The organism is Microbulbifer halophilus (assembly GCF_026183675.1).
GTDB classification, from domain to species: domain Bacteria; phylum Pseudomonadota; class Gammaproteobacteria; order Pseudomonadales; family Cellvibrionaceae; genus Microbulbifer; species Microbulbifer halophilus.
The window spans coordinates 71,001-90,223 of sequence record NZ_JAPIVK010000011.1 but is presented as its reverse complement, the minus strand read 5'-3'; the positions used below and the strand labels follow the sequence as shown (position 1 = coordinate 90,223).

Sequence of the window (19,223 nt, the reverse complement as noted above, 5' to 3'; positions counted from 1 at the left end):
TCCCCTCTCCCACCGGGAGAGGGTTAGGGAGAGGGGAGCTATGTCGGACACGCCGGGGGCGAATCAGCCCAGCGAGCTTTCTCAAGCCCCGTCCCAGTCCCCCCTCCCCCCGGGAGAGGGTTAGGGAGAGGGGAGCTATGTCGGAAACGCCGGGGGCGAATCAGCCCATCGAGCTTTCTCAAGCCCCGTACCAGTCCCCCCTCCCACCGGGAGAGGGTTAGGGAGAGGGGAGCTATGTCGGAAACGCCGGGGGCGAATCAGCCCATCGAGCTTTCTCAAGCCCCGTACCAGTCCCCCCGCCCACCGGGAGAGGGTTAGGGAGAGGGGAGCTATGTCGGAAACGCCGGGGGCGAATCAACCCATCGAGCCTTCTCAAGCCCCGTACCGGTCCCCTCCCCCTCCGGGAAAGGAGAGACGCCGGTTTCGATGGACACGGCTAAACAGAGATCCCGAAACACTCCCGAAAATTTCTCCGCCCCCTGTCCGTAGGCGCAAGCGCCCGCGAATCGTCGCTGCGCAACAGCCATCGGTATTCCAGGAAATGTGCCAACAGCGCCGCGCCGAGCGCACCGGCCAGGTGGTGGCGGCGTTCGCTCCAGTCCAGGCACAGCCGGGCAAAGCTGCGCCGGCGGCGCTGCAGCGACCGCCAGTCGATATGCATCCGCGCAAACAGTCGTTCCCCGGACGGCGACAGCAACAACCGGGTGCCGCGGGTTTCGATATAGCCGCTCCCGTGCAGGCTGTCCAGCAGCGCCACACCCAGCCGCCCCGCGAGGTGGTCGTAGCAACTGCGCGCACAGCGCTCCGGCGACTGCGGCCGGGATACCGCCACTTCGCCCCGGCGCCGCTCTCCCAACCGCATCAAGCCCTCCAGCGCCTCAGCCACCTCTTCCCCGTGCAGGCGGAAATAGCGGTGGCGCCCCTGCCGCTCCAGCGACAGCAGGCCGCCGTCGGTGAGGCGGGCCAGGTGAGCGCTGGCGGTCTGCCGTGTGATACCGGCCCGATCGGCCAGTTCGGAGGCGGTCCGCGCGCGGCCGTCCATCAGCGCATCCAGCATCAGCGCGCGGGCCGGCTCGCCGATCAGGGCACTGATCGAGGCAATGGGTGGCGTATCCACAATTCGTTCTCCATCGAATTATCGGTCGGGCATTCCGGTGTACTGTCGGATCCGTTCTGCAGACAGAAGGAGAATGACCGTGCCCATCACCTGTATCATCCGCTACGAAATCGATCCCCACAAGAAGGCCGCGTTCGAACAGTACGCGCGCAACTGGGGCCAGGCGATTCCCCGTTGCGGCGCCGACCTGGTCGGCTACTTCGCACCCCACGAGGGCTCCACCACCACCGCCTACGGTATCTACAACATCGACAGTCTCGCCGCCTACGAAGCCTATCGCGCCCGCCTCGCACAGGACCCGCTGGGTGAAGAGAACTACCGCTTTGCCCAGCGGGAACAATTCCTGCTGCGGGAAGAGCGACAGTTCCTGAAGTTGGTTTCCGCGCCCCATGGGACGGGGGTGAAAGCGTGATCGCAGTCATCTTCGAGGTATGGCCGGAACCGGAACACCGGGAGGATTATCTGGAGGAGGCCGCCGGACTGCGGCCGCTGCTGGAGTCGATCGACGGATTTATTACCGTCGAGCGTTTCGAAAGCCTGAGCGAACCGGGCAAGATCCTGTCCCTGAGCTTTTTTGAAAGCGAGGAAGCCATCCACCGATGGCGCCGGTTGCCGGAACACAGGAGGGCACAGGCCCTGGGTCGCAATGGCTATTTCGCCGGCTACCGCCTGCGCGTGGCGCAGGTGGTACGGGATTATACGGGGGGAGAACGCGAGGAGGCCCCGCGGGACAGCCGCGAGGTGCACGGCTGAGCAAGCGCCCCTCAGCGCAGCTCGGCGGCCGCACCGCCCACGGCAGATCTGGCCCATCGCTTCGACACCAGCGCCTGAATATCCTCCAGGCGCAGCCCGCGAGTATCGATGCCATTTTTCCACAACACCGCAGCCGCAGCGGCCAGCGGCACCGCGATCAGCAGCGCGGACAGGATCATATCCTCGAACAATCCCAGTACACCCAGGCCGGCCCCCAGGATACCGCCAGCCTTGGAACTCGCGGCCACCAGACCGGCACCGGTACCGCGCAGGTGCACGGGATAGATCTCCGCGGCATAGGGAATCAGCATGGCAATGACCCCGCTGGCACTGACCAGCAACAGTGCCGTCGCCGCAGACACAGCCAGGGCACTGTGCAGGCCGAGCCACAGGCACAGGCAGAAAACCAGCAGCGCCGTCGCGGTAAAGGCGACAAACAGGGCCAGGGTATAGATGCTGCTCCAGCGGTGGTAGAGCCAGATCACCAGCGCCACACCGGGCAGGGCCAGCAGCGCCGAGCGCGCCAGCAGCGCGTCCGCCTGCCCCTCCAGGCCCAGGGCGCGCAGGTTGGTGGGCAGCCAGAGCAGGAAGCCGAAGTTCACCAGCCCCCAGGCCAGCCCCGCCGCCACCAGCCCCAGGGTGATGCCGGCGTAGGGTCCCCGCAGCAACAGGCGCAGCCCGCCCTGCTCCGCCGGCGGCTTCTCCGCCACCACTTGATCCACCGACTCGCCGCCCTTCCCAGTGAAACGCGCCAGCACCCCGCGCGCCTCGCGCACCAGGCCGCGGCTGGCCAGGTAGCGGGGGGATTCGGGGATAAAACGGTTGAGGAAAATCACCAGCAGACCGGTGGGCAGACCCAGTATCCACAGGATGCGCCAGCTGAACAGCGGCTCGAGTACCGCCGCGGCGCCGGAGGCCATCAGGTAGCCGGCGGCCGTGCCCAGCCCCCCCAGGGCCACCAGCAGCCAGCCGCGGTGCGCGGCGGGAATGGATTCGGCCATCAGCGCGAAGGTGATGGGCAGCAGGCCGCCGGCGGACAGCCCCATCAGGAAACACATCGCCAGGTTCCAGCCGAACGACGGCATGGCACCGCAGATGGCGGTGCCGATAAACATCAGCGCGCCCAGCAGCACCGCCGCGCGCCGGCCGAAGCGGTCCGCCACCAATCCCCAAAGTATCGAGCCCAGGGTGGTGCCGGTCAGGGCCAGCAGCGCCAGGGTGCCGGCGCTCTGCGAGCTGATGCCGTACTCCACGGTCATGCCCGGCAGCACGAAGCCCAGGGTGGCCGGTTTCATCACGTCCACCGCCACGGTCACCAGCAGTACCAGCACCAGCTTCCAGTGCTCGCGGTTGAGGGCCACACCGTCTGCCACATGAAAATCCACCGTCTCGCCGCCGCCCGGGGCCGCGGCGCGCGGCATCAGCCCGAAAGCCGCCAGCAACAGCCCCAGCGGAATCAGCGCCATACCCGCCAGCATGGTGGTATCCATGGGCATACCCGCCATGTGGAAGCCCATGGGGGCGGCGCGCAGGAACATGGGGATATGCGAAAGCACCCCGGCGGTGATGCCGAGGCAGCCCAGCCAGAAGGCGACGGGGTGGTGAAAGGAGATACCCGGGGTTTTCATGGAGTTACCGCTCGATCTTATGATTTCTATATACAGGCAACCGCCGCTCCCTGGCCAGGACACACAATAATATGACTTCCTCCCGCCACCGGACAGTCCCGGCAAACCGCCGGCGTCATCGGGAAGGGAAAACCGGGTATCCGGGCCGGAACGGCACCGCCTCAATCCCTGCAATCTCCGTAGAGCGCCATCGATACCGAAATTGCGCTCGAGTCAGTGCCGCCTGGGTCTCAGGCCTGTCGTTCGGCAGCGCCTCCCTCGGCCAGGTACTCCATCACGTAGCGGGTCATGCTCAGCGCCAGCTCGCGCTCCCCCAACAGCACCTGGCCCACCTGCTCGCGGTGCAGCATCGCCGCGTCCTCGTCGCTGTGCGCCCGCACCAGGGTGCGGATTTCGGGCTGCAGCATGCGCGCTATCTCCACCATTTTCCGCGCGCGCAGCGCGTCGGGTATGGCGACGATCAGTATGCGGGCCCTCGCCACATGGGCCTGGATCAGAACCTCCGGTTCCGCCGCATCCCCGGAGACCGATGGAATCCCGGCCGCGCGCAACTCCTCGACGACTTCCCGATTCTGCTCCGCAACCACCACCGACACCCCCTGCTCCATCAGGCTGCGACCGATGCGCGAGCCCACCCGACCGAAGCCCACCAGCAGCGCGTGCCCGGTCAGTTTCTCCAGATCCACGGTCATCGGCAGCTCCGCCAGCGGGTCCTCGGGCCGCTCCATGGCGCGCGCCAACCGCGAGCGCGAGCGGATCCAGCGCTGCAGGGGTTCCACCGCGTTGAACAACAGCGGATTGAGCGCAATGGAAAACAGTGCCCCGGCGAGAATCAGGTTCTGCCCCTCGATCGTCAGCAGGCCCAGCGAGGCGCCCAGCGCGGCGAGAATGAAGGAGAACTCGCCGATCTGCGCCAGGCTGGCGGATACGCTGAGGGCGGTATTCAGCGGGTAGCGGAACAGCAGCACCAGTGCGAAGGCGGCCAGGGTTTTGCCGATCAGGATGATCGCCACTACCGACAGCACCCGCAGTGGCTGCTCCACCAGCATCATCGGATCGAACAGCATCCCCACCGAGACAAAAAACAGTACCGCGAAGGCGTCTCGCAGCGGCAGGGATTCGGCGGCGGCGCGGTGGCTGAGTGACGATTCCCGCAGCACGCTGCCGGCAAAGAAGGCCCCCAGCGCAAAGGAGACTCCAAACACCATCGAGGCACTGTAGGCAATGCCCATGGCGGTGGCGATGACACTGAGAGTAAACAACTCCCGCGAGCCGGTGCGGGCGACCTTCCATAGAAACCAGGGAAAGAGCCTCCGCCCCACCACCAGCATCAGCATCACGAATACCGCCACCTTGCTCAGGGTCGCCAACACCGTGGTCAGCAGATCCCCTTCCGACACGGCGTCGCCGCTGCCGCCCAGCCAGCCGGCCAGCGGCGGCAGCACCACCAGCGCCAGTACCATCACCAGGTCCTCCACCACCAGCCAGCCCACGGCAATACGGCCGTTGATGGAATCGAGCAGCCCGCGCGCCTCCAGCGCGCGCAACAGGACCACGGTGCTGGCCACCGACAGCGACAGGCCGAATACCACCGCGGAGCCCGGCGGCCAGCCCCAGTAAGTTGCCAGCGCCGCCCCCAGTGCCGTGGCCACAACGATCTGGGCAAGGGCACCGACAATGGCGATCCGCCGCACCGACATCAGGTCCGCGATGGAAAAGTGCAGACCCACACCGAACATCAGCAGTATCACGCCGATTTCCGCCAACTGCTGGGAGAGTGCCACGTCGGCGACAAACCCCGGCGTGGCGGGACCGATCAGGACACCGGCGATCAGGTAGCCGACCAGGGCTGGCAGGCGCAGGCGCGCGGCGATAAAGCCGAGGATCAGTGCCAGGCCCAGGCCGACCGAAACAGTGGTAATCAGGGTGATATTGTGATGCAAAATCGGGGAGTTCCTTTAATCCTTGAACTTCACAAACCCACGCATTCTACACCAAGAATTTTCCATCCCGATTCACCGGGCAAGCGGGGAAATCCTCAACGGAGCCGCTTCAGATGGAAAAGAACTGCTGGATTCCCAGCAGTACATTGGTAGTCGCCACCGAGGCGAGGATCAGCCCCATCACCCGGCTGACGATATTGGCTCCGGCATTGCCGATCCAGCGGTAGATCCAGTTGGCGGTGAGCAGAACCACCAATACGATTCCCAACACCGCGATCATGGCCGTGGCGGTGGACATATTGTGAATGATGTCAAATCGATAGTTGTCGGTCAGCACCACCGCGGCCAGCATGGCCCCGGGGGACGCGATCGAGGGGACCGCCAGCGGGAAGATCGCCGTCTCGTTCCCCTTCTGAATGATTCCCACTTCCTGTTCCGGCTTTCCTTCACCGAAGATCATCGTCAACGCAAACAGGAACAGCACCACACCACCGGCCACCTGGAAGGCGGACAGCGGCACGCCGATGGTCTCCAGCAGGTACTGGCCGGCGATCAGAAAGAAGAGCAGTATGCCGGTGGCCACCACAACCGACAGTATGGCGATCTTGCGTTTCTGCCACTCGGCGTGCTGGGCGGTGACGGCGATAAACACCGGCAGCGTGCCCACCGGGTCGATCACGGCAAAGAAAAAGACAAAGCTGCTGATCCAATCGTTCAAGGGACGCTCCGGCGGACCGTGCTAATATCGGCTTAAACTTGACTGCAGGAAAGGCCCGCGGGCCACTCCCGTGAATTCTGCCCCGAACACAAAGTCTAGCGCATGACCAACCACTCACCGACCGCGCGGCGCATCGCCAAGACCATCCTCAATGGATTCGACGCCTATTTCGCCGATTTCCAGAACATCACCCTGGGCGCCAAGGCGCGCTTCGAGCGGGCCGCCTGGCAGGAGGGGCACCAGGCCAACAAGGCGCGCATAGACCTCTACAAGACCAAGATCAACCAGGTGCTGAAACTGGTCCACTCGGTCACCAGCAAGGACACCAGCATGCTGGAGCTGTGGCGCGACGCCCGCGCCACCTACGCGCAGCTGATCGCCAACCACAGTAACTACGAGATTGCCGAGACCTTCTTCAACTCGGTATTCTGCAACCAGTTCCAACACGAACATATTCACGACAGCAATATCTTCGTGAAACCCTCGCGCCCGCCCGACGACAAACCGCTGCGCGACTACAGCATCTATATCAGTTACAGCGCCGGCGACGGCCTCGAGTACATGATCGAGGACATCCTCAACGACTATGGCTTTTCCGCCCCCTGGGAGGATCAGCAGCGGGATATCGCCAATATCTGCGCGGCACTGCGCGCCGAGCCACTGGCGGGGCTGGAGAACGAGAAGGTCCTGCGGGTGGACATGCTGGAGTCGGTGTTCTACCGCAACAAGGCCGCCTACCTGGTGGGCCGCATGATGTTCGGCGGCGAGGTGGTGCCGCTGGTACTGCCCTGCCTGAACAACGGTCGCGGCAGCATCTTCGTGGACACGGTGCTCTACAGCAACGACTCCACCAGTATCATCTTCAGCTTTACCCGCTCCTACTTCATGGTGGACGCGCCTATCCCGTCGCGGTTCGTGCGCTTCCTGTCCACCATCATGCCGCTAAAAGAGCGCTCCGAACTGTACAACTCCATCGGCTTCCACAAGCACGGAAAGACGGAGTTCTACCGCCATATCCTCGCGCACATGAAGGTCAGCAACGACAAATTCATCATCGCCCCGGGCATCAAGGGCATGGTGATGAGCGTGTTCACGCTGCCCTCTTACCCGGTAGTGTTCAAGGTGATCAAGGACAAATTCGACCGCCCCAAAACCGTGACCGAGGAGATAGTGCGCGAGAAATACAAGTTCGTGTCCCGCTCCGACCGGGTGGGCCGCATGGCGGATACGCAGGAATACACCAACTTCATTTTCTACCGCAACCGCTTCAGCGACGAGCTGCTGGAGGAGCTGAAAGAACTGGCGCCCTCGAAGCTGCATATCGACGACAAATGGGTAATCATCAAACACCTGTATGTAGAGCGCCGCATGGAGCCGCTCAATCTCTACCTGCAGAACGCCAGCGACGAGGAGATCCGCGAGGCCATGGAGGAGTACGGCAACGCCATCAAGCAACTGGCCGCGGCCAACATCTTCCCCGGCGATATGCTGCTGAAAAATTTCGGGGTGACCCGCCACGGCCGCGTTGTCTTCTACGACTACGACGAACTCTGCCCGCTCACCGAGTGCAACTTTCGCAAACTGCCGGAGCCGCAGACCGCTGAACAGGAGCTGTCCGACCAGCCTTGGTACACAGTGGACGAAGCGGACATCTTCCCCGAAGAGTTCCGCCTGTTCTTCTCCGGCAATCCCACCGCGCGCAGGGCCTTCGAGGAGCAACACAACGATCTCTACGACTACCACTACTGGCAGCGGCTGCAGGACCGCATCCGCGCCGGCCATATCGAAAGCGCCTTCCCCTACCGCCGCAAATGGCGCTTCAGACGCCGCTCCGGCCGCAAAAGCTGAATGGCACCGCGCTGCCGCATGATGGGCAAAGCGCAGCCTGCCTATCGTAGAAGCGGGAGGCGTGTCGGCAGGCCCCGGGCCTGAGCTATAGTGGAAGAAGATTTTCGATTGCAAAGGAGTCACTGTGCGGTTTAACGGCGCAATAACGGCCCTGGGCGTACTGGCACTGGTTTCCCTGCAGGGCTGCGGCCACCTGCCCAGCGAAATGGCAGAGCCCGAGGGGGAAGAGGCCGAAAAAACCGAGTCCCCCGCCCGGGCAGAAACCAAAGCCGCGCCGCAACAATCGGGACGCCCCGCCCACGCGCGAATCAAGGCCAAGCCCCACACGGTCGACTGCAACTCTCCCGCGAAAGGCTTCCGACGCGTCGCCTTCCGCGACCTCTACACGGAAACCGGCGACTCCGAAGCTCCCTTCCGCGAGGCCGACAGCGCGCCCACCCAGTTCGATGTCTCCGCCTACGTCTGGGGATACGACCAGTGCACCAGTGCCGGTACCTGTGAGGGCGGCGACCACTACTGGCTGATCGGTAACGGCCCCCGGGACGATCTACAGACCTGGGTGGTTACCCCCCAGTTCCCCCGCATCACCATCCAGTCCACCTGCGATGAAAAACTCGAGGTCGGCGAGCGCTTCCGCTTTTCCTTCAGCCACGGCAAGCTGGTGGGATTCAGTCAATAAACATAGAGAATGCCGGGACATCGTGGAATGTCCCGGCTGGTTGCAGGATTACCCGATTCGCCCCTCGTGAATCAGGTCGGTCAGGCGCCTGTGCCACTCGACGTCCCGCCACATACCCTCGAATTGCGGGCCGCAAAAGTGGCTGGTGGAAAGCGCGGTCCAGCGGCCGGTCTTCGATGCCTCCTCCACACCGAAGGCGCACAACTCTTTTACCCAGTCCCAGTCCAGCAGGGGCCAATCCTTATAGGCCACCAGGGCCCAGCCTTCCGTGGTGATCAGGGGCTTGTCGGTGTGGCGGGACCAGTCCGCCAACAGGTCGATCCCCTTCTTCAGGCAATTTTTCCAGTGATCCGGGTCTTTCCGGTAAAGGGACTCGGCATTCCGGGCCAGGATTTCGTACATCCCTGGATCGAAGCTGGCCCGCCCCAGGTCGAACCCCATCCTTTCCTCAAAGTCGCTCACTTCTGCCTGCGCCATCCAGATATGGGGCTCGAGCAGGTCCATAAAGGAGACATCCTGCTCCCGCCAGTTGGTGTACTCCGCGGTGTAGGAGAAGCAGTAGTCGAGACCGGGGTAGGCCTGCCGCAATACGTCGATGGAATCCGCCATCCACTGCCTTATCTCGGGGCGGGTACGCGACGGCATCGAACCGGCCTCCAGGAATGGGGCCCACAGGGGGGCCGGCCACTCGTTGCAGAGATCCACCCACAGAATATTGTCGAGCAACCCCGCCCCGTCGATGGAATCCAGGACGCTCTTCCAGACCCGCCCCAGATCCGCCGGGGAATGGACTCGCATCCTCACGTCGTCCCTGTCCTGGCGAAACCAGGTCGAAAGCGCAACCTTCACACCCCGCTCCGCACACATGCCGATAAATTGATTCAGGGCCGGCTCCACCCTGACCCGGGTCAGCGCCGGGCTACCCCAATCGTGCTGGTTCCAGACGGGCAACAGCTCCCATTCGCGCCGGGGGTCGGCGGCGAAGAGGTGAGGATAGGCGTCGATACGAACCGCATCGTAGCCCCGCTCCTGCAGCTCATCCAGGGCCCTGCCCCAATCCTCGTAGCCGGCGCCGGGCCATCGGCGCTCCAGCCAGGAGAAATCCCACATCGCGATCGCGAGTGGACGGGTCACTTCGGATATCAGCATCTTCAAGCTCCTTCAACAGATCAATTGGTGACAGCCACTATGTGCCATTGATCCGGCGCTGAGAAACGAGTAATTTTCGACAGATCATCAAGAAATTCTTGAAAGCTTATGCGACGAATGCTCCCCGGAACCCGGGCACTCAGAACCTTCGAGGCCGCCGGTCGACACCTGAACTTCACCCGCGCGGCCGAGGAGCTGGGTTTGACACCTGCGGCGGTCAGCTTCCAGATCAGGGAGATCGAGGACCAGCTCGGCATAACACTGTTCACACGCACCAGCCGCAAGATCCTGCTCACGTCGGCCGGCACCGTCCTGTTCGAAGCCACCAGCGATGCCCTGGACAATCTGCACCAGGCCACCGGCCGCGCCCAGAAAATGGCCCGGGGCGCCACACACCTGCGCCTCTCCCTGGGTGCGAGGTTTGCCACCCACTGGTTTCTGCCCCGCCTGTCGCGATTCCGGGAGGCGAATCCCGATCTGGAACTCACATTCGATATCACGGATCGGGTGCGGGACTTCGACATAGACGACGTGGATGCCGCCATCCGCTTCGGTACCGGGAACTACGCGGGGACGCGCTCGGAGCGCCTGTTCGACACCCTTGTTGTGCCGGTGTGCAGTCCGGAACTGCTTGAAACCGGCCCCACCCCAAAAGAGCCTCAGGACCTTCTCCACCACACCCTGTGCCATGTCGACTGCCAGACCGAAGGCATGGTCTGGCCAAGCTGGTCGACCTGGATGGCCGCAGCCGGCATCGACAACTTCGACGACAGCCGATGTGTCGCCTTTACGGATTCAAGCCATGTAGTGCAGGCGGTCACCGACGGAAACGCCATTGGCCTGGTTGAATTGGAGATGGTCGAAAACGATCTGGCCCAGGGACGAATGGTGAGGCTGTTCGATATCGGAGTCAGCGTTGCGGAGGAGTATGCCTATCACCTGGTTTATCCGGAGAACAGCGGCGAAGAGCCAGGGGTGCGGGCTCTTCGCCAGTGGGTATCGGGCGAGGTACAGCGGATGAAGTGAGCCTGGTGGCCGGGGTGTGTTTGTCACAGTTCAAGTTTGATACATAAGTGTAGTGGCATAGTGAAAGCTCCCTTGTGGAAATCTATAGCATCTGGATAACGCTCAAGCTCAGCCGCCGGCAGCCCATGCTAGTGGTCCATGCGGGTTAACTACACGGTCGGCTGGAGCGCCTCGTTAGACATCAATCCGGTGAGGGCATTTCGCTGAATTTCGGAAGATTCGGATCCATACATTCCCACGTAGCCGACCGGCTAGTAAAAATGTCAATCTCAGGCTTGTATTGGGAAAGATCATCAAGTGATCCTGCACAAATCCCAAGCATCCCTGAAAGAAACTCTCCGGGGTTCTCGACTGCAGGATCCTCGAACAACGAAGATCCACAATTCGGACAAAATCCACGCTTTCCCGTTGTTTGGTAGTACCTGACATCTCCGGTTATCTCTACGGAGTCCTTCGGGACAAATAACACCGGCGCATAGCCACTTCCTGTCGCCTTCTTGCAATTAATACAATGGCAATTTCCAGCCATTGTGACTTTACCCGAGCTCGTGTATCTAACCGATCCGCAAAGGCAACTTCCTGAGATATCCATACTAGCCTCCTGATTGATGTTTAACATTTGTATATCAGTCGCCACGACAATAACCCTGAACGATGTCCACAGTCGAAATACTTCCAGAATGACTGCACCTCCCCCATATCGTCAAGGCCTCAGAGAGATCAATCTAAACGTATCAATTAGGGTAATTGATCACAGCGACTACGATCCCCGTTTTCGACGCCTCCTCTGGTGGTTCATGCGGTAAATTCGGTGACTCTAGCTCACAGCCACAGGTTCCAGGGCAAGGCGAAAAAGCGCAGGACTAGCAGCGCTAATTCAAGCTTTTTCAACGCAGCACTGGGGCCTGTGGCGAAGAGATAGTGTTACTGAATTTACCGCATGGACCACTAGACCATTGCTTTCACTTTGCCATCCCACCAATTCCGGGCTCGATATTCGATTTTTCCCATACCTGTAACATTCCGCCACTAGACTCTCCCCGGGATAACAATCATCGGGGGGACTCTCGCCAATGCCGGAATCCGGGCGACTACCGCGGCAGCTAGTGCAGGAACTGCTCGACGGCAGTGCGCAGATCCGGCGCTATGTCCGCCGCAACACCGCGGACCCCGGCGATGCCGCCGATGTCTACCAGGAATCCGTCACCCGGGTGCTGGAGCAGGCCCGGGCCCGCCGCATCGACAATCCCGTCGCCTATGCCATCCGCACCGCCCGCAACCTGATGAGCCGGCGCGTGCGCGAGGAGCCCCTCGACCAGCATGAGCCGGTCTGCAGCGGCCCCTCCCCCGAGGACAGTTACAGCTACAACCAGAGGGTTGAACGCCTGTCCGCCGCCCTGAAAGCCATGCCGTCGCTGCGGCGCGAAGTCTTCATCCGCCGCCGGATCCACGGCGAGAGCCGCGAGGAAATTGCCCGCGCCCTCAACCTGAGCCGGGAGGCCGTGAAAAAACACATGACCCGGGCCCTGGTCGACATCCAGCGCCACCTGGACCGGCAGCAGCGGGACCAGCAGACAGTATGAACAAGATCGACACTATCCAGACTGCCACAGATCCCTACACCGAGGCCGCCGAATGGGTGGAGCGGCTCTCGGAGGGGCCGCTGGACGGGGCGGAGAAACGCCGGCTGCAGCAGTGGTTGCGCAGCGGCGGCCACCGCGAACTGTTCGAGCGTATGCTCGCCACCTGGGGTGACCCGGCGCTGGCGGCCGCCGCCGGTGCAATCGAGGCGCCGACGCCGAAACGCAGCCGCCGACCGCTGCGCGCCGCCGGCATGGCCGCCGCGGCCTGCCTGCTGTGCGCGCTGGCCTGGTTCGGGCAGGAGCGCTTCTTCCCGCCGGATGCGGCCGAACCCCTCGCCTATGAATCCGCCATCGCCGAGGAAAAATCAGTGGCGCTGGAAGACGGCTCGGAAGTGTCGATGGAAGCGGATACCGCCGTGGACGTGCAGTATCTCTCCGGCGCCCGTCACATCCGCCTTCACCGCGGCGCTGCCTATTTTGCCGTGGCCAGGGATCGCCGGCGCCCTTTCACCGTCGTCGCCGGCACCACCCGCGTGGAGGCGCTGGGCACGGAGTTCAGCGTCGATCGCATCGCCCGGGGCGTCGATGTGCGGGTACACGAGGGCACGGTCAGGGTGCGGCGGGAATCCATGCCGCAGCCGCGGATTCTGACCGCCGGCCAGCAGCTGCGGCTGCACGGCGACGGCCGCATCGACGTCCGCGACTTTACCCCCTCCCGCCGCGGGGCCTGGCGCTCCGGCTGGATGGATATCGACGACGAATCGCTGCACTACCTGGTAGAACACCTGTCCCGCTACAGCCGCAGGCCCATTGCCCTGAATGACCCGGCGCTGCGCTCCCTGCGCATCGCCGGCCGCTTTGACCTGCGGGATACCGGCGCGACACTGGGCCTGCTCGGCGAACTCTACCCGCTGGAGGTTTCCCACCGCGATGGCCGGATAGTGATCAGCGCGCGGACGCCCTGAACCATGCACTGCCGGGGCAGCGGTTATCTCGCCGGATACCTTGCATGCCTGCTGACACTGGCCGCGGCCGGCGCCGCCGCGGCGGCGGATATCGACACGGGCGCAAAGACGGAAGAAGAGAAAAAATCGGACTTCACCATTCCCCCGCAGCCCCTGGGCGACGCCCTGCTCGCCTTTTCCCGCCTCCGGCAGCAGACGGTGCTGTTCAACCCGGCACTGGTTGCCGGCCTGTCGTCGCCGGCAGTAAACGGTCGCCTTGCACCGGCCGAAGCCATGGCGCGGCTGCTGCAAGATAGCGGCCTGGAAGCCACACACACCGAGCAGGGCTGGCTGGTCCGCACTGCGAAGAGCGACAGCGCCGACCCGCCGGCCGATATCCGGGACGACCCGCCGCTGGAAGAAGTGGTCGCCACCGGCGAGTATCGCCGCAGCCTGCAGAGTGCCCTGGCGCTGAAGCGCGATGCGGACCAGCACCTGGATATCCTGCTGTCCGGCGAGATCGGGAAATCCCCCGGCGGGAATATCGCCGATGCCCTAGGCAGGAACACCGGCGTCTCCGTCGTGCGCGACCGGGGCCAGGCCCTGTTTGTCAGCATTCGCGGGCTGCCCACCCGCTTCAATCGTCTCACCCTCAACGGCAACCCGGTGGCCACCAACGAAAACGTGCGCACCTCGGGCCAGTACGGCCGCCAGTTTCATTTCGACACCCTGCCCCCCGAGCTGGTGTCGGCGGTGGAAGTGAAAAAATCCCCGCGCGCCGCGGACGACGAGGGCTCCATCGGCGGCAGTGTCAATATCCGCACTTTCCGCCCCCTGGATATCGGCCACAACAAACTGGACCTGCATTTTTCCGCCGGCGAATCCCGGCTGGCACAGCGGCGGGATCCCCATTTCTCGCTGATCGCAAACTGGGTGAACACCGCCGGCGACCTGGGAATTTTCCTCGCCGGCACCCGCAGCCGGCTCAACCTGCGCCAGGACCGGGTGATGAATTTCGGCTGGCAGCAACTGGGGGCAGAACAGAATCCCTTCCCCGGCCGGGAGGGAGCGCTGATGTCGCCGGGCAGTATCCGGCCCACACTGGAACAGGAGAGGCGCGAGCGCTCCGGGCTGAGTTTCGCCGTGCAGCGCGAGAGTGAATCCGGCACCGCCTGGGCGCTCAACTTCCTGCAACTGCAGCAGGATATCGACTACCGGGAATACAGCTACAGCGCCGACTATGATATCGCCGCGCTGAACCCGGACAGTATCGGCCTGCGCGGCGAGGCGATTGTCACCGGCGCCACCGACGCCGGCTCGGTGCAGATCGGCCGCGAGACCGCCGGCCTGGTGGACCTGGGCCGCGCGCTGGATTTCACCCTGGAGGGCGACTGGAACCGCGACTGGTCCTACACCCTGTCGGCGGCCGCCTCCGATGCCGAAAGCTACAACGACGATCCCATCCGCCGCACCCGCCTGCAGCGCGAAGACAATACCGCTATAGGGTTCGAGCTCCCCGGCGCCGACAGCGAGCGGCTGCCACAGCTGGATTACCCCGACCTGTCCCTGCTCGACGCCGCCGCGTTTCCCGGGCGGCGCCTGGAGTGGCGGCGCAACGATACCCGGGACAGCAACTACTCAGCGGCACTCTCCACCACCCGCGATATCGATCGCGGTTTTATTTCCAATCTGCAGACCGGAATCAAGATGCAGCGCCGCATGCGCGACTACCGGCGCACCGACGCCATCATCACCGGGGGAATAGAGGGCGAGTATTTTCCGCCGGACCACTTCGGCACCCTGGCAGTCGACGACTTTCTCTCCAGCGCGGACAGCGGCCTGCCGCAGCAATGGCTGGTGCCGGACGAATCCCTTTTCTGGCGCCATGTGGATGCCGACACTATCGCCGACAACCTGCTGTCGGAACAGAACCGGGTGAACTCCTACAGCGTGGACGAAACCGTGGGCGCGGCCTATGCGCAGCTCGACCTGGATGGCGCTGGCTGGCGGGGCAATATCGGCCTGCGCTACGCGGAAACCCGGCACCGGGCCCGCGGACACCGGTTGGACAGCCGCGCCGACACCGCCGAACCGGTTTCTCATTCGGCGCGGTACGGACAACTGCTGCCGGCGGCCAACCTGGCCGTGGAACTGCCCGGGCAATCGCTCTGGCGTATCGGTGCCGCACGCACACTCAAGCGCCCCGACCTGCAGGACCTGGCCCCGCGGCTGACACTGAATTCCGGCGAGGAAAAAACCGCGGAAGGCGGCAATCCGCAACTGAACGCGGTCACCGCCTGGCAGCTGGACACCGGCATTGAGTTTTACCTGCCCGGGGCAGCCGGCACACAGGGCGGCATGATCGGCGTCGGCGCCTTCTATAAATCCCTGGACGGATTCATTCACCGAGATATCGCACCCGCGGAGATCGACGGCGAGACCTACAAACTGACCACCCGGGTCAACGGCGGCAGGGCGCAGGTCAGCGGGCTGGAGCTGGACTACCGCCAGAACATGCACTGGCTGCCGCCACCCTGGAACCGGCTCGGGGCCCAGGCCAACCTGACCCTGTCGGACTCCCGCGCCCACTACCAACGCGAAAACGGCACTGTGCAGGATCAACTGGAAGACGTCGCCCGGCGCACTTTCAATTTCGGTATATTCTACGATTCGCCCAAACTGACCTCCCGCCTGCAGTACAGCTGGCGGGACGACTCCCTGAGCGAACCGGACGATGGCAACCGCTCGGCCCGGAACAGCAGGGACTTCGGCACCCTGGACGCCTACCTGTCGCTCTCGCTAAACGACCATATCGGGCTCTTTCTCGAAGGCATCAACCTCACCGGCGCCGCGGAACGGGAGTATGTCACCGGCGGGGAGTTTGCCGGTTACAGTTACTACGGCCGCCGCATCTCCGCCGGGGTGAAGCTGCATTTCGAGTGATTGGCCTTTCGGTTATTACACGTCGTCTCAGAATTGTTCTGACCAAACCCCACCTTCAGGACTGTCATCCCTCAGAACCGTCATTCCGGACTTGATCCGGAATCCAGGCCGACGGGGCACCTCCGCTGGATCCCGGATCAAGTCCGGGATGACGACCCGGAGGGTGGAGTTTGGTCAGAAAAATTTTGAGGCGACCAATACTAGGTTTTGACGCCCCCCTTTAGAACCGTTAACCCGCAGGACCGTCATCCCGGTACCGGAATGACGGTCGCTCACAGCACGTCTAATGGCCGCTGTTGACGGTGTAATCGAAGCTGGCCAGTACCGGATCGTGATCCGACAGCGGCTCGCCGGATTCGTCGACGAAGTGCGATGGCACATGGGCATCCTGCAGCTCCAGGGTGACCGAGGCACTGCTGCGGTAGAGAATCTTGTCCACACGCTCGCAGCTGCCGCTGTTTTTATCCGCGCAGTCGGTCAGTGCCGGGGCGCCGCTGGCGGGATAGTCGCCGCCGCGGGACATTTCCACCCAGGCATCGGCAAAGCCCGCGTCGATATAGTCGTGCAGCCTGTCCGGGGAGCGGGTATAACGGGAGTTGGTATCTCCGGCAACGATCACGGCATTCCCGGCGGAGTGCTGTTCGATATAGGCCAGCAGTTGCAGCAGGTTGCTCGCCCGCGCCGCATTGGATTGCTCATCGATATCCGCGTCCGCATGCAGGTTGTAGAGATCCACTACGGCACCGCCGTCCAACTGCAGGCGGGAGAAGGAAAAGCCCTTGGGTGTCAGGCAGTCGGCGCCGTTGGAAAAGAGCCCGTAGCAGTCGTCCCAAGTAATGCGGGAAAACCCGCCCACGTCGACAGAGGCAAACTGGTTCATGCCGTCGCCGACAATCACACCGCCGGAGTGTGGCGACTGGTAGCTGTGGTTCAGCCCGCTGACGAGATCGTCGTGATAGCTGAAATCCTCCTGCACCACCACCACGTCGTAGTCGTTCAACAGCGGGCTGATTGCCGCCGTGTTCTCCGCCGGGTTTCCCGAGCTCAGGAAGGCCGGCAGGCCGGCCACGTTGTAGGTCAGCACTGTCAGGCTGTGCTGGGCGGTGACAGTGCCACTCAGCACCAACACCAGAAAACCGATCAGAAATTTCATGCAGAGTCTCCTTTATCTTTCTTTCAATCTTGGATGTCCGGAAAATATTTTCCGGACACCTCTATTGAGGGAGAAAGGCGTCTTCAGGTGACAGGAATCTGCATGAATTTATCGCGGCAAAAAGGTTTCCGATTTGTTATCCCCGATTCATCAGGCGCGCCTGGCCCGGGCGGAAGACCAGGGCCCGGTAATGGCCAGCGTGAATCCCGGTCGCTGGATATTGACGAACAGTGTGGAGCCATCCGGTGAGAAACAGGCGCCGCAGAATTCGCCCTTGTCCGAGTGGGCGTTCATTGCCAGGGTATAGATTTTTCCCTCGGGGGTGATGCCGCGGATATAGTTGCGCATATCCGGGGCCGCGGAGTAGCTGTCCTCGCAGACGATCAGGTCGCCCCAGGGGGCCACGGCCAGGTTATCGCAGGATTCCATGATGGCCCGGTCGCGGGTTTCATAGACAAGCTGCAGCTTGCCCGGCGATTTGCGTTCCGTCGCGGTGCCCTCATCGGGGCTGGGAATATAGCGCCATATCTGGCCGATCTTCTTTGGCCCACCGCCGGTGGCGGCGAAGAAGATCTCGCGGCTGCCATCCTCGCGTTGCGCAAAGGCGACCCCTTCACAGCGACAGAAGCTCGCGGCACCGTCGGCCACGCCGCGCTGCGCCAGGTCGCCGTGGGGATTGTCGACCCCTTCCAGGTCGATCCAGTCGCAGTCGAACTGTTGATCGGTAGTGATCGGCTCGCCCTCGTCTTCCGGCCAGTTGCGGGTCTGGGCGCCGGGCCGGCCACGAATCACCAGGGCCTGCAGGCGGCCGCCCCTGGCCAGTTCGCCCGGGGTATCGGGAATAAAGCGGTAGAACACCGAGCCATCGGCATCCTCCGTCAGGTAGACAATGCCGTTGCTGCTGTCGACGGCCGCCGCCTCGTGGGTAAAGCGACCCATATCCCGCAGCGGCACCGGCTCCACCAGCCCGCGCGAATCCGCCGGCACCTCGAACACATAGCCGTGGTCGCGGCCGAAACCGTCCGCCGGACCCGCCAGCGTCTCCTCGCAACTCAGCCAACTGCCCCAGGGCGTGGGACCGCCGGCACAGTTGCGCACCGTGCCGCTGAGGCTCAGGTGAGAACGCTCGATGCTGCCGCTGCGATGGTCGTACAGCAGTGTGGTGGTGCCACCCTTGACCGGCAGCTCGTTGCGGTAAAGATCGAACACCCGCGATGAAACCCCGGCCGCAGCTTCGGGCTTACCATCGAAAGGCCCCACCTCCTCGCCGATGGAATCCAGTTCGTGGTTGCGCACCAGCAGGCACTGGTGGGCATTGCCGGCCGCAGGAAATGCAGCCATGCCATCCGGCGCGCTGGGGGTCAGCAGGCCATCGCTCATGCTGTCGCCGGTGTTCGACAGCACCCGGTAACTGAAACCGGGGGGCAGGTGCAGGATATCCCCCTCCCCGCCGACAAGATCGCCAAACCCGCGGCTCCCCCGCACGGGATCAATCCGGTAGCTCTGCGCCAGTGCCGGCGCACTGGCAAGACCGCCAAAGGCGAGTGCAGCGGCCCCGGCACGCTGCAGAAAAACACGTCGACTCAACATGGTCTTGTTACCTCTCTTTAATACGAAAAAAGGCCGTACCCCGATGGGGGGTACGGCGAAGCGTCCGGATACGATCAGCAATCGTTCCGTAGGGACCAGGATTCTGTTTTTTCGGCTGCATCTCAGGCTCCTACAGCCAGTAGAGTGCG

The 19,223-nt window shown here is 63.3% G+C and carries 16 protein-coding genes; 8 read left to right on the top strand and 8 right to left on the bottom strand.

Going from position 1 to position 19,223, the window contains the following annotated elements:
- Window positions 1-436: 436 nt before the first annotated feature.
- A complete protein-coding gene (locus OQE62_RS07800) occupies window positions 437-1,117 on the bottom strand; it encodes an ArsR/SmtB family transcription factor (RefSeq protein WP_265721454.1) in 681 nt (226 codons plus the stop codon).
- Window positions 1,118-1,196: 79 nt separating this feature from the next.
- On the opposite strand from OQE62_RS07800, the gene OQE62_RS07795 reads away from it, so the two are divergent.
- Complete coding sequence (locus tag OQE62_RS07795) at window positions 1,197-1,529, top strand: NIPSNAP family protein (RefSeq protein WP_265721453.1); 333 nt, start codon at window positions 1,197-1,199, stop codon at window positions 1,527-1,529.
- On the top strand, window positions 1,526-1,870 hold the full coding sequence (locus OQE62_RS07790; protein ID WP_265721452.1) for an antibiotic biosynthesis monooxygenase family protein: 345 nt from the start codon (window positions 1,526-1,528) through the stop codon (window positions 1,868-1,870). The genes OQE62_RS07795 and OQE62_RS07790 overlap by 4 nt, the downstream gene beginning before the upstream one ends.
- 11 nt (window positions 1,871-1,881) lie before the next feature.
- Here OQE62_RS07790 and OQE62_RS07785 read toward each other — a convergent pair whose 3' ends face one another.
- The 3 genes from OQE62_RS07785 to OQE62_RS07775 form a co-directional block, all read right to left on the bottom strand.
- Entirely contained in the window at window positions 1,882-3,498 is a 1,617-nt protein-coding gene (locus OQE62_RS07785) for an MFS transporter (RefSeq protein WP_265721451.1), read from the bottom strand.
- Between the two features lie 230 nt (window positions 3,499-3,728).
- Window positions 3,729-5,441, bottom strand: coding sequence for a YbaL family putative K(+) efflux transporter (gene ybaL, locus OQE62_RS07780; protein ID WP_265721450.1), 1,713 nt, complete (start codon window positions 5,439-5,441; stop codon window positions 3,729-3,731).
- 109 nt (window positions 5,442-5,550) lie between these two features.
- A complete protein-coding gene (locus OQE62_RS07775; RefSeq protein WP_265721449.1) occupies window positions 5,551-6,159 on the bottom strand; it encodes a MarC family protein in 609 nt (202 codons plus the stop codon).
- A 102-nt stretch (window positions 6,160-6,261) separates the two neighbouring features.
- On the opposite strand from OQE62_RS07775, the gene aceK reads away from it, so the two are divergent.
- Both aceK and OQE62_RS07765 read left to right on the top strand, forming a co-directional pair.
- Window positions 6,262-8,007 (top strand): bifunctional isocitrate dehydrogenase kinase/phosphatase, encoded by a 1,746-nt coding sequence (aceK, locus tag OQE62_RS07770; protein ID WP_265721448.1) that lies wholly within the window; start codon window positions 6,262-6,264, stop codon window positions 8,005-8,007.
- Between the two features lie 124 nt (window positions 8,008-8,131).
- Window positions 8,132-8,686, top strand: a complete 555-nt coding sequence (locus OQE62_RS07765) for a hypothetical protein (protein WP_265721447.1) — start codon at window positions 8,132-8,134, stop codon at window positions 8,684-8,686.
- Between the two features lie 48 nt (window positions 8,687-8,734).
- Here OQE62_RS07765 and OQE62_RS07760 read toward each other — a convergent pair whose 3' ends face one another.
- Window positions 8,735-9,835 carry a cellulase-like family protein gene (locus tag OQE62_RS07760; RefSeq protein WP_265721446.1) on the bottom strand — a complete coding sequence of 367 codons (1,101 nt, stop codon included), beginning with the start codon at window positions 9,833-9,835 and terminating at the stop codon, window positions 8,735-8,737.
- A 108-nt stretch (window positions 9,836-9,943) separates the two neighbouring features.
- On the opposite strand from OQE62_RS07760, the gene gcvA reads away from it, so the two are divergent.
- Window positions 9,944-10,861: a transcriptional regulator GcvA gene (gene gcvA, locus OQE62_RS07755; protein ID WP_265721445.1), complete on the top strand. Its 918-nt coding sequence runs from the start codon at window positions 9,944-9,946 to the stop codon at window positions 10,859-10,861.
- A gap of 181 nt (window positions 10,862-11,042) precedes the next feature.
- On the opposite strand, the gene OQE62_RS19480 is transcribed toward gcvA, so the two are convergent.
- Window positions 11,043-11,453: a GFA family protein gene (locus OQE62_RS19480; protein ID WP_449288959.1), complete on the bottom strand. Its 411-nt coding sequence runs from the start codon at window positions 11,451-11,453 to the stop codon at window positions 11,043-11,045.
- 481 nt (window positions 11,454-11,934) lie between these two features.
- Between OQE62_RS19480 and OQE62_RS07750 the strand changes: the two genes are divergently transcribed.
- The 3 genes from OQE62_RS07750 to OQE62_RS07740 are packed head-to-tail and all read left to right on the top strand — an operon-like array spanning window position 11,935 to window position 16,331.
- The gene (locus OQE62_RS07750) at window positions 11,935-12,444 is read left to right on the top strand and encodes an RNA polymerase sigma factor (protein ID WP_265721444.1); all 510 of its coding nucleotides are present in this window, start codon (window positions 11,935-11,937) and stop codon (window positions 12,442-12,444) included.
- Window positions 12,441-13,409 (top strand): FecR family protein, encoded by a 969-nt coding sequence (locus tag OQE62_RS07745; protein WP_265721443.1) that lies wholly within the window; start codon window positions 12,441-12,443, stop codon window positions 13,407-13,409. The genes OQE62_RS07750 and OQE62_RS07745 overlap by 4 nt, the downstream gene beginning before the upstream one ends.
- 3 nt (window positions 13,410-13,412) lie before the next feature.
- Window positions 13,413-16,331, top strand: coding sequence for a TonB-dependent receptor (locus OQE62_RS07740; RefSeq protein WP_265721442.1), 2,919 nt, complete (start codon window positions 13,413-13,415; stop codon window positions 16,329-16,331).
- Between the two features lie 283 nt (window positions 16,332-16,614).
- Here OQE62_RS07740 and OQE62_RS07735 read toward each other — a convergent pair whose 3' ends face one another.
- Both OQE62_RS07735 and OQE62_RS07730 read right to left on the bottom strand, forming a co-directional pair.
- Entirely contained in the window at window positions 16,615-17,484 is an 870-nt protein-coding gene (locus tag OQE62_RS07735; protein ID WP_265721441.1) for an endonuclease/exonuclease/phosphatase family protein, read from the bottom strand.
- Between the two features lie 150 nt (window positions 17,485-17,634).
- Complete coding sequence (locus tag OQE62_RS07730) at window positions 17,635-19,074, bottom strand: alkaline phosphatase PhoX (RefSeq protein WP_265721440.1); 1,440 nt, start codon at window positions 19,072-19,074, stop codon at window positions 17,635-17,637.
- Window positions 19,075-19,223 lie beyond the last annotated feature (149 nt).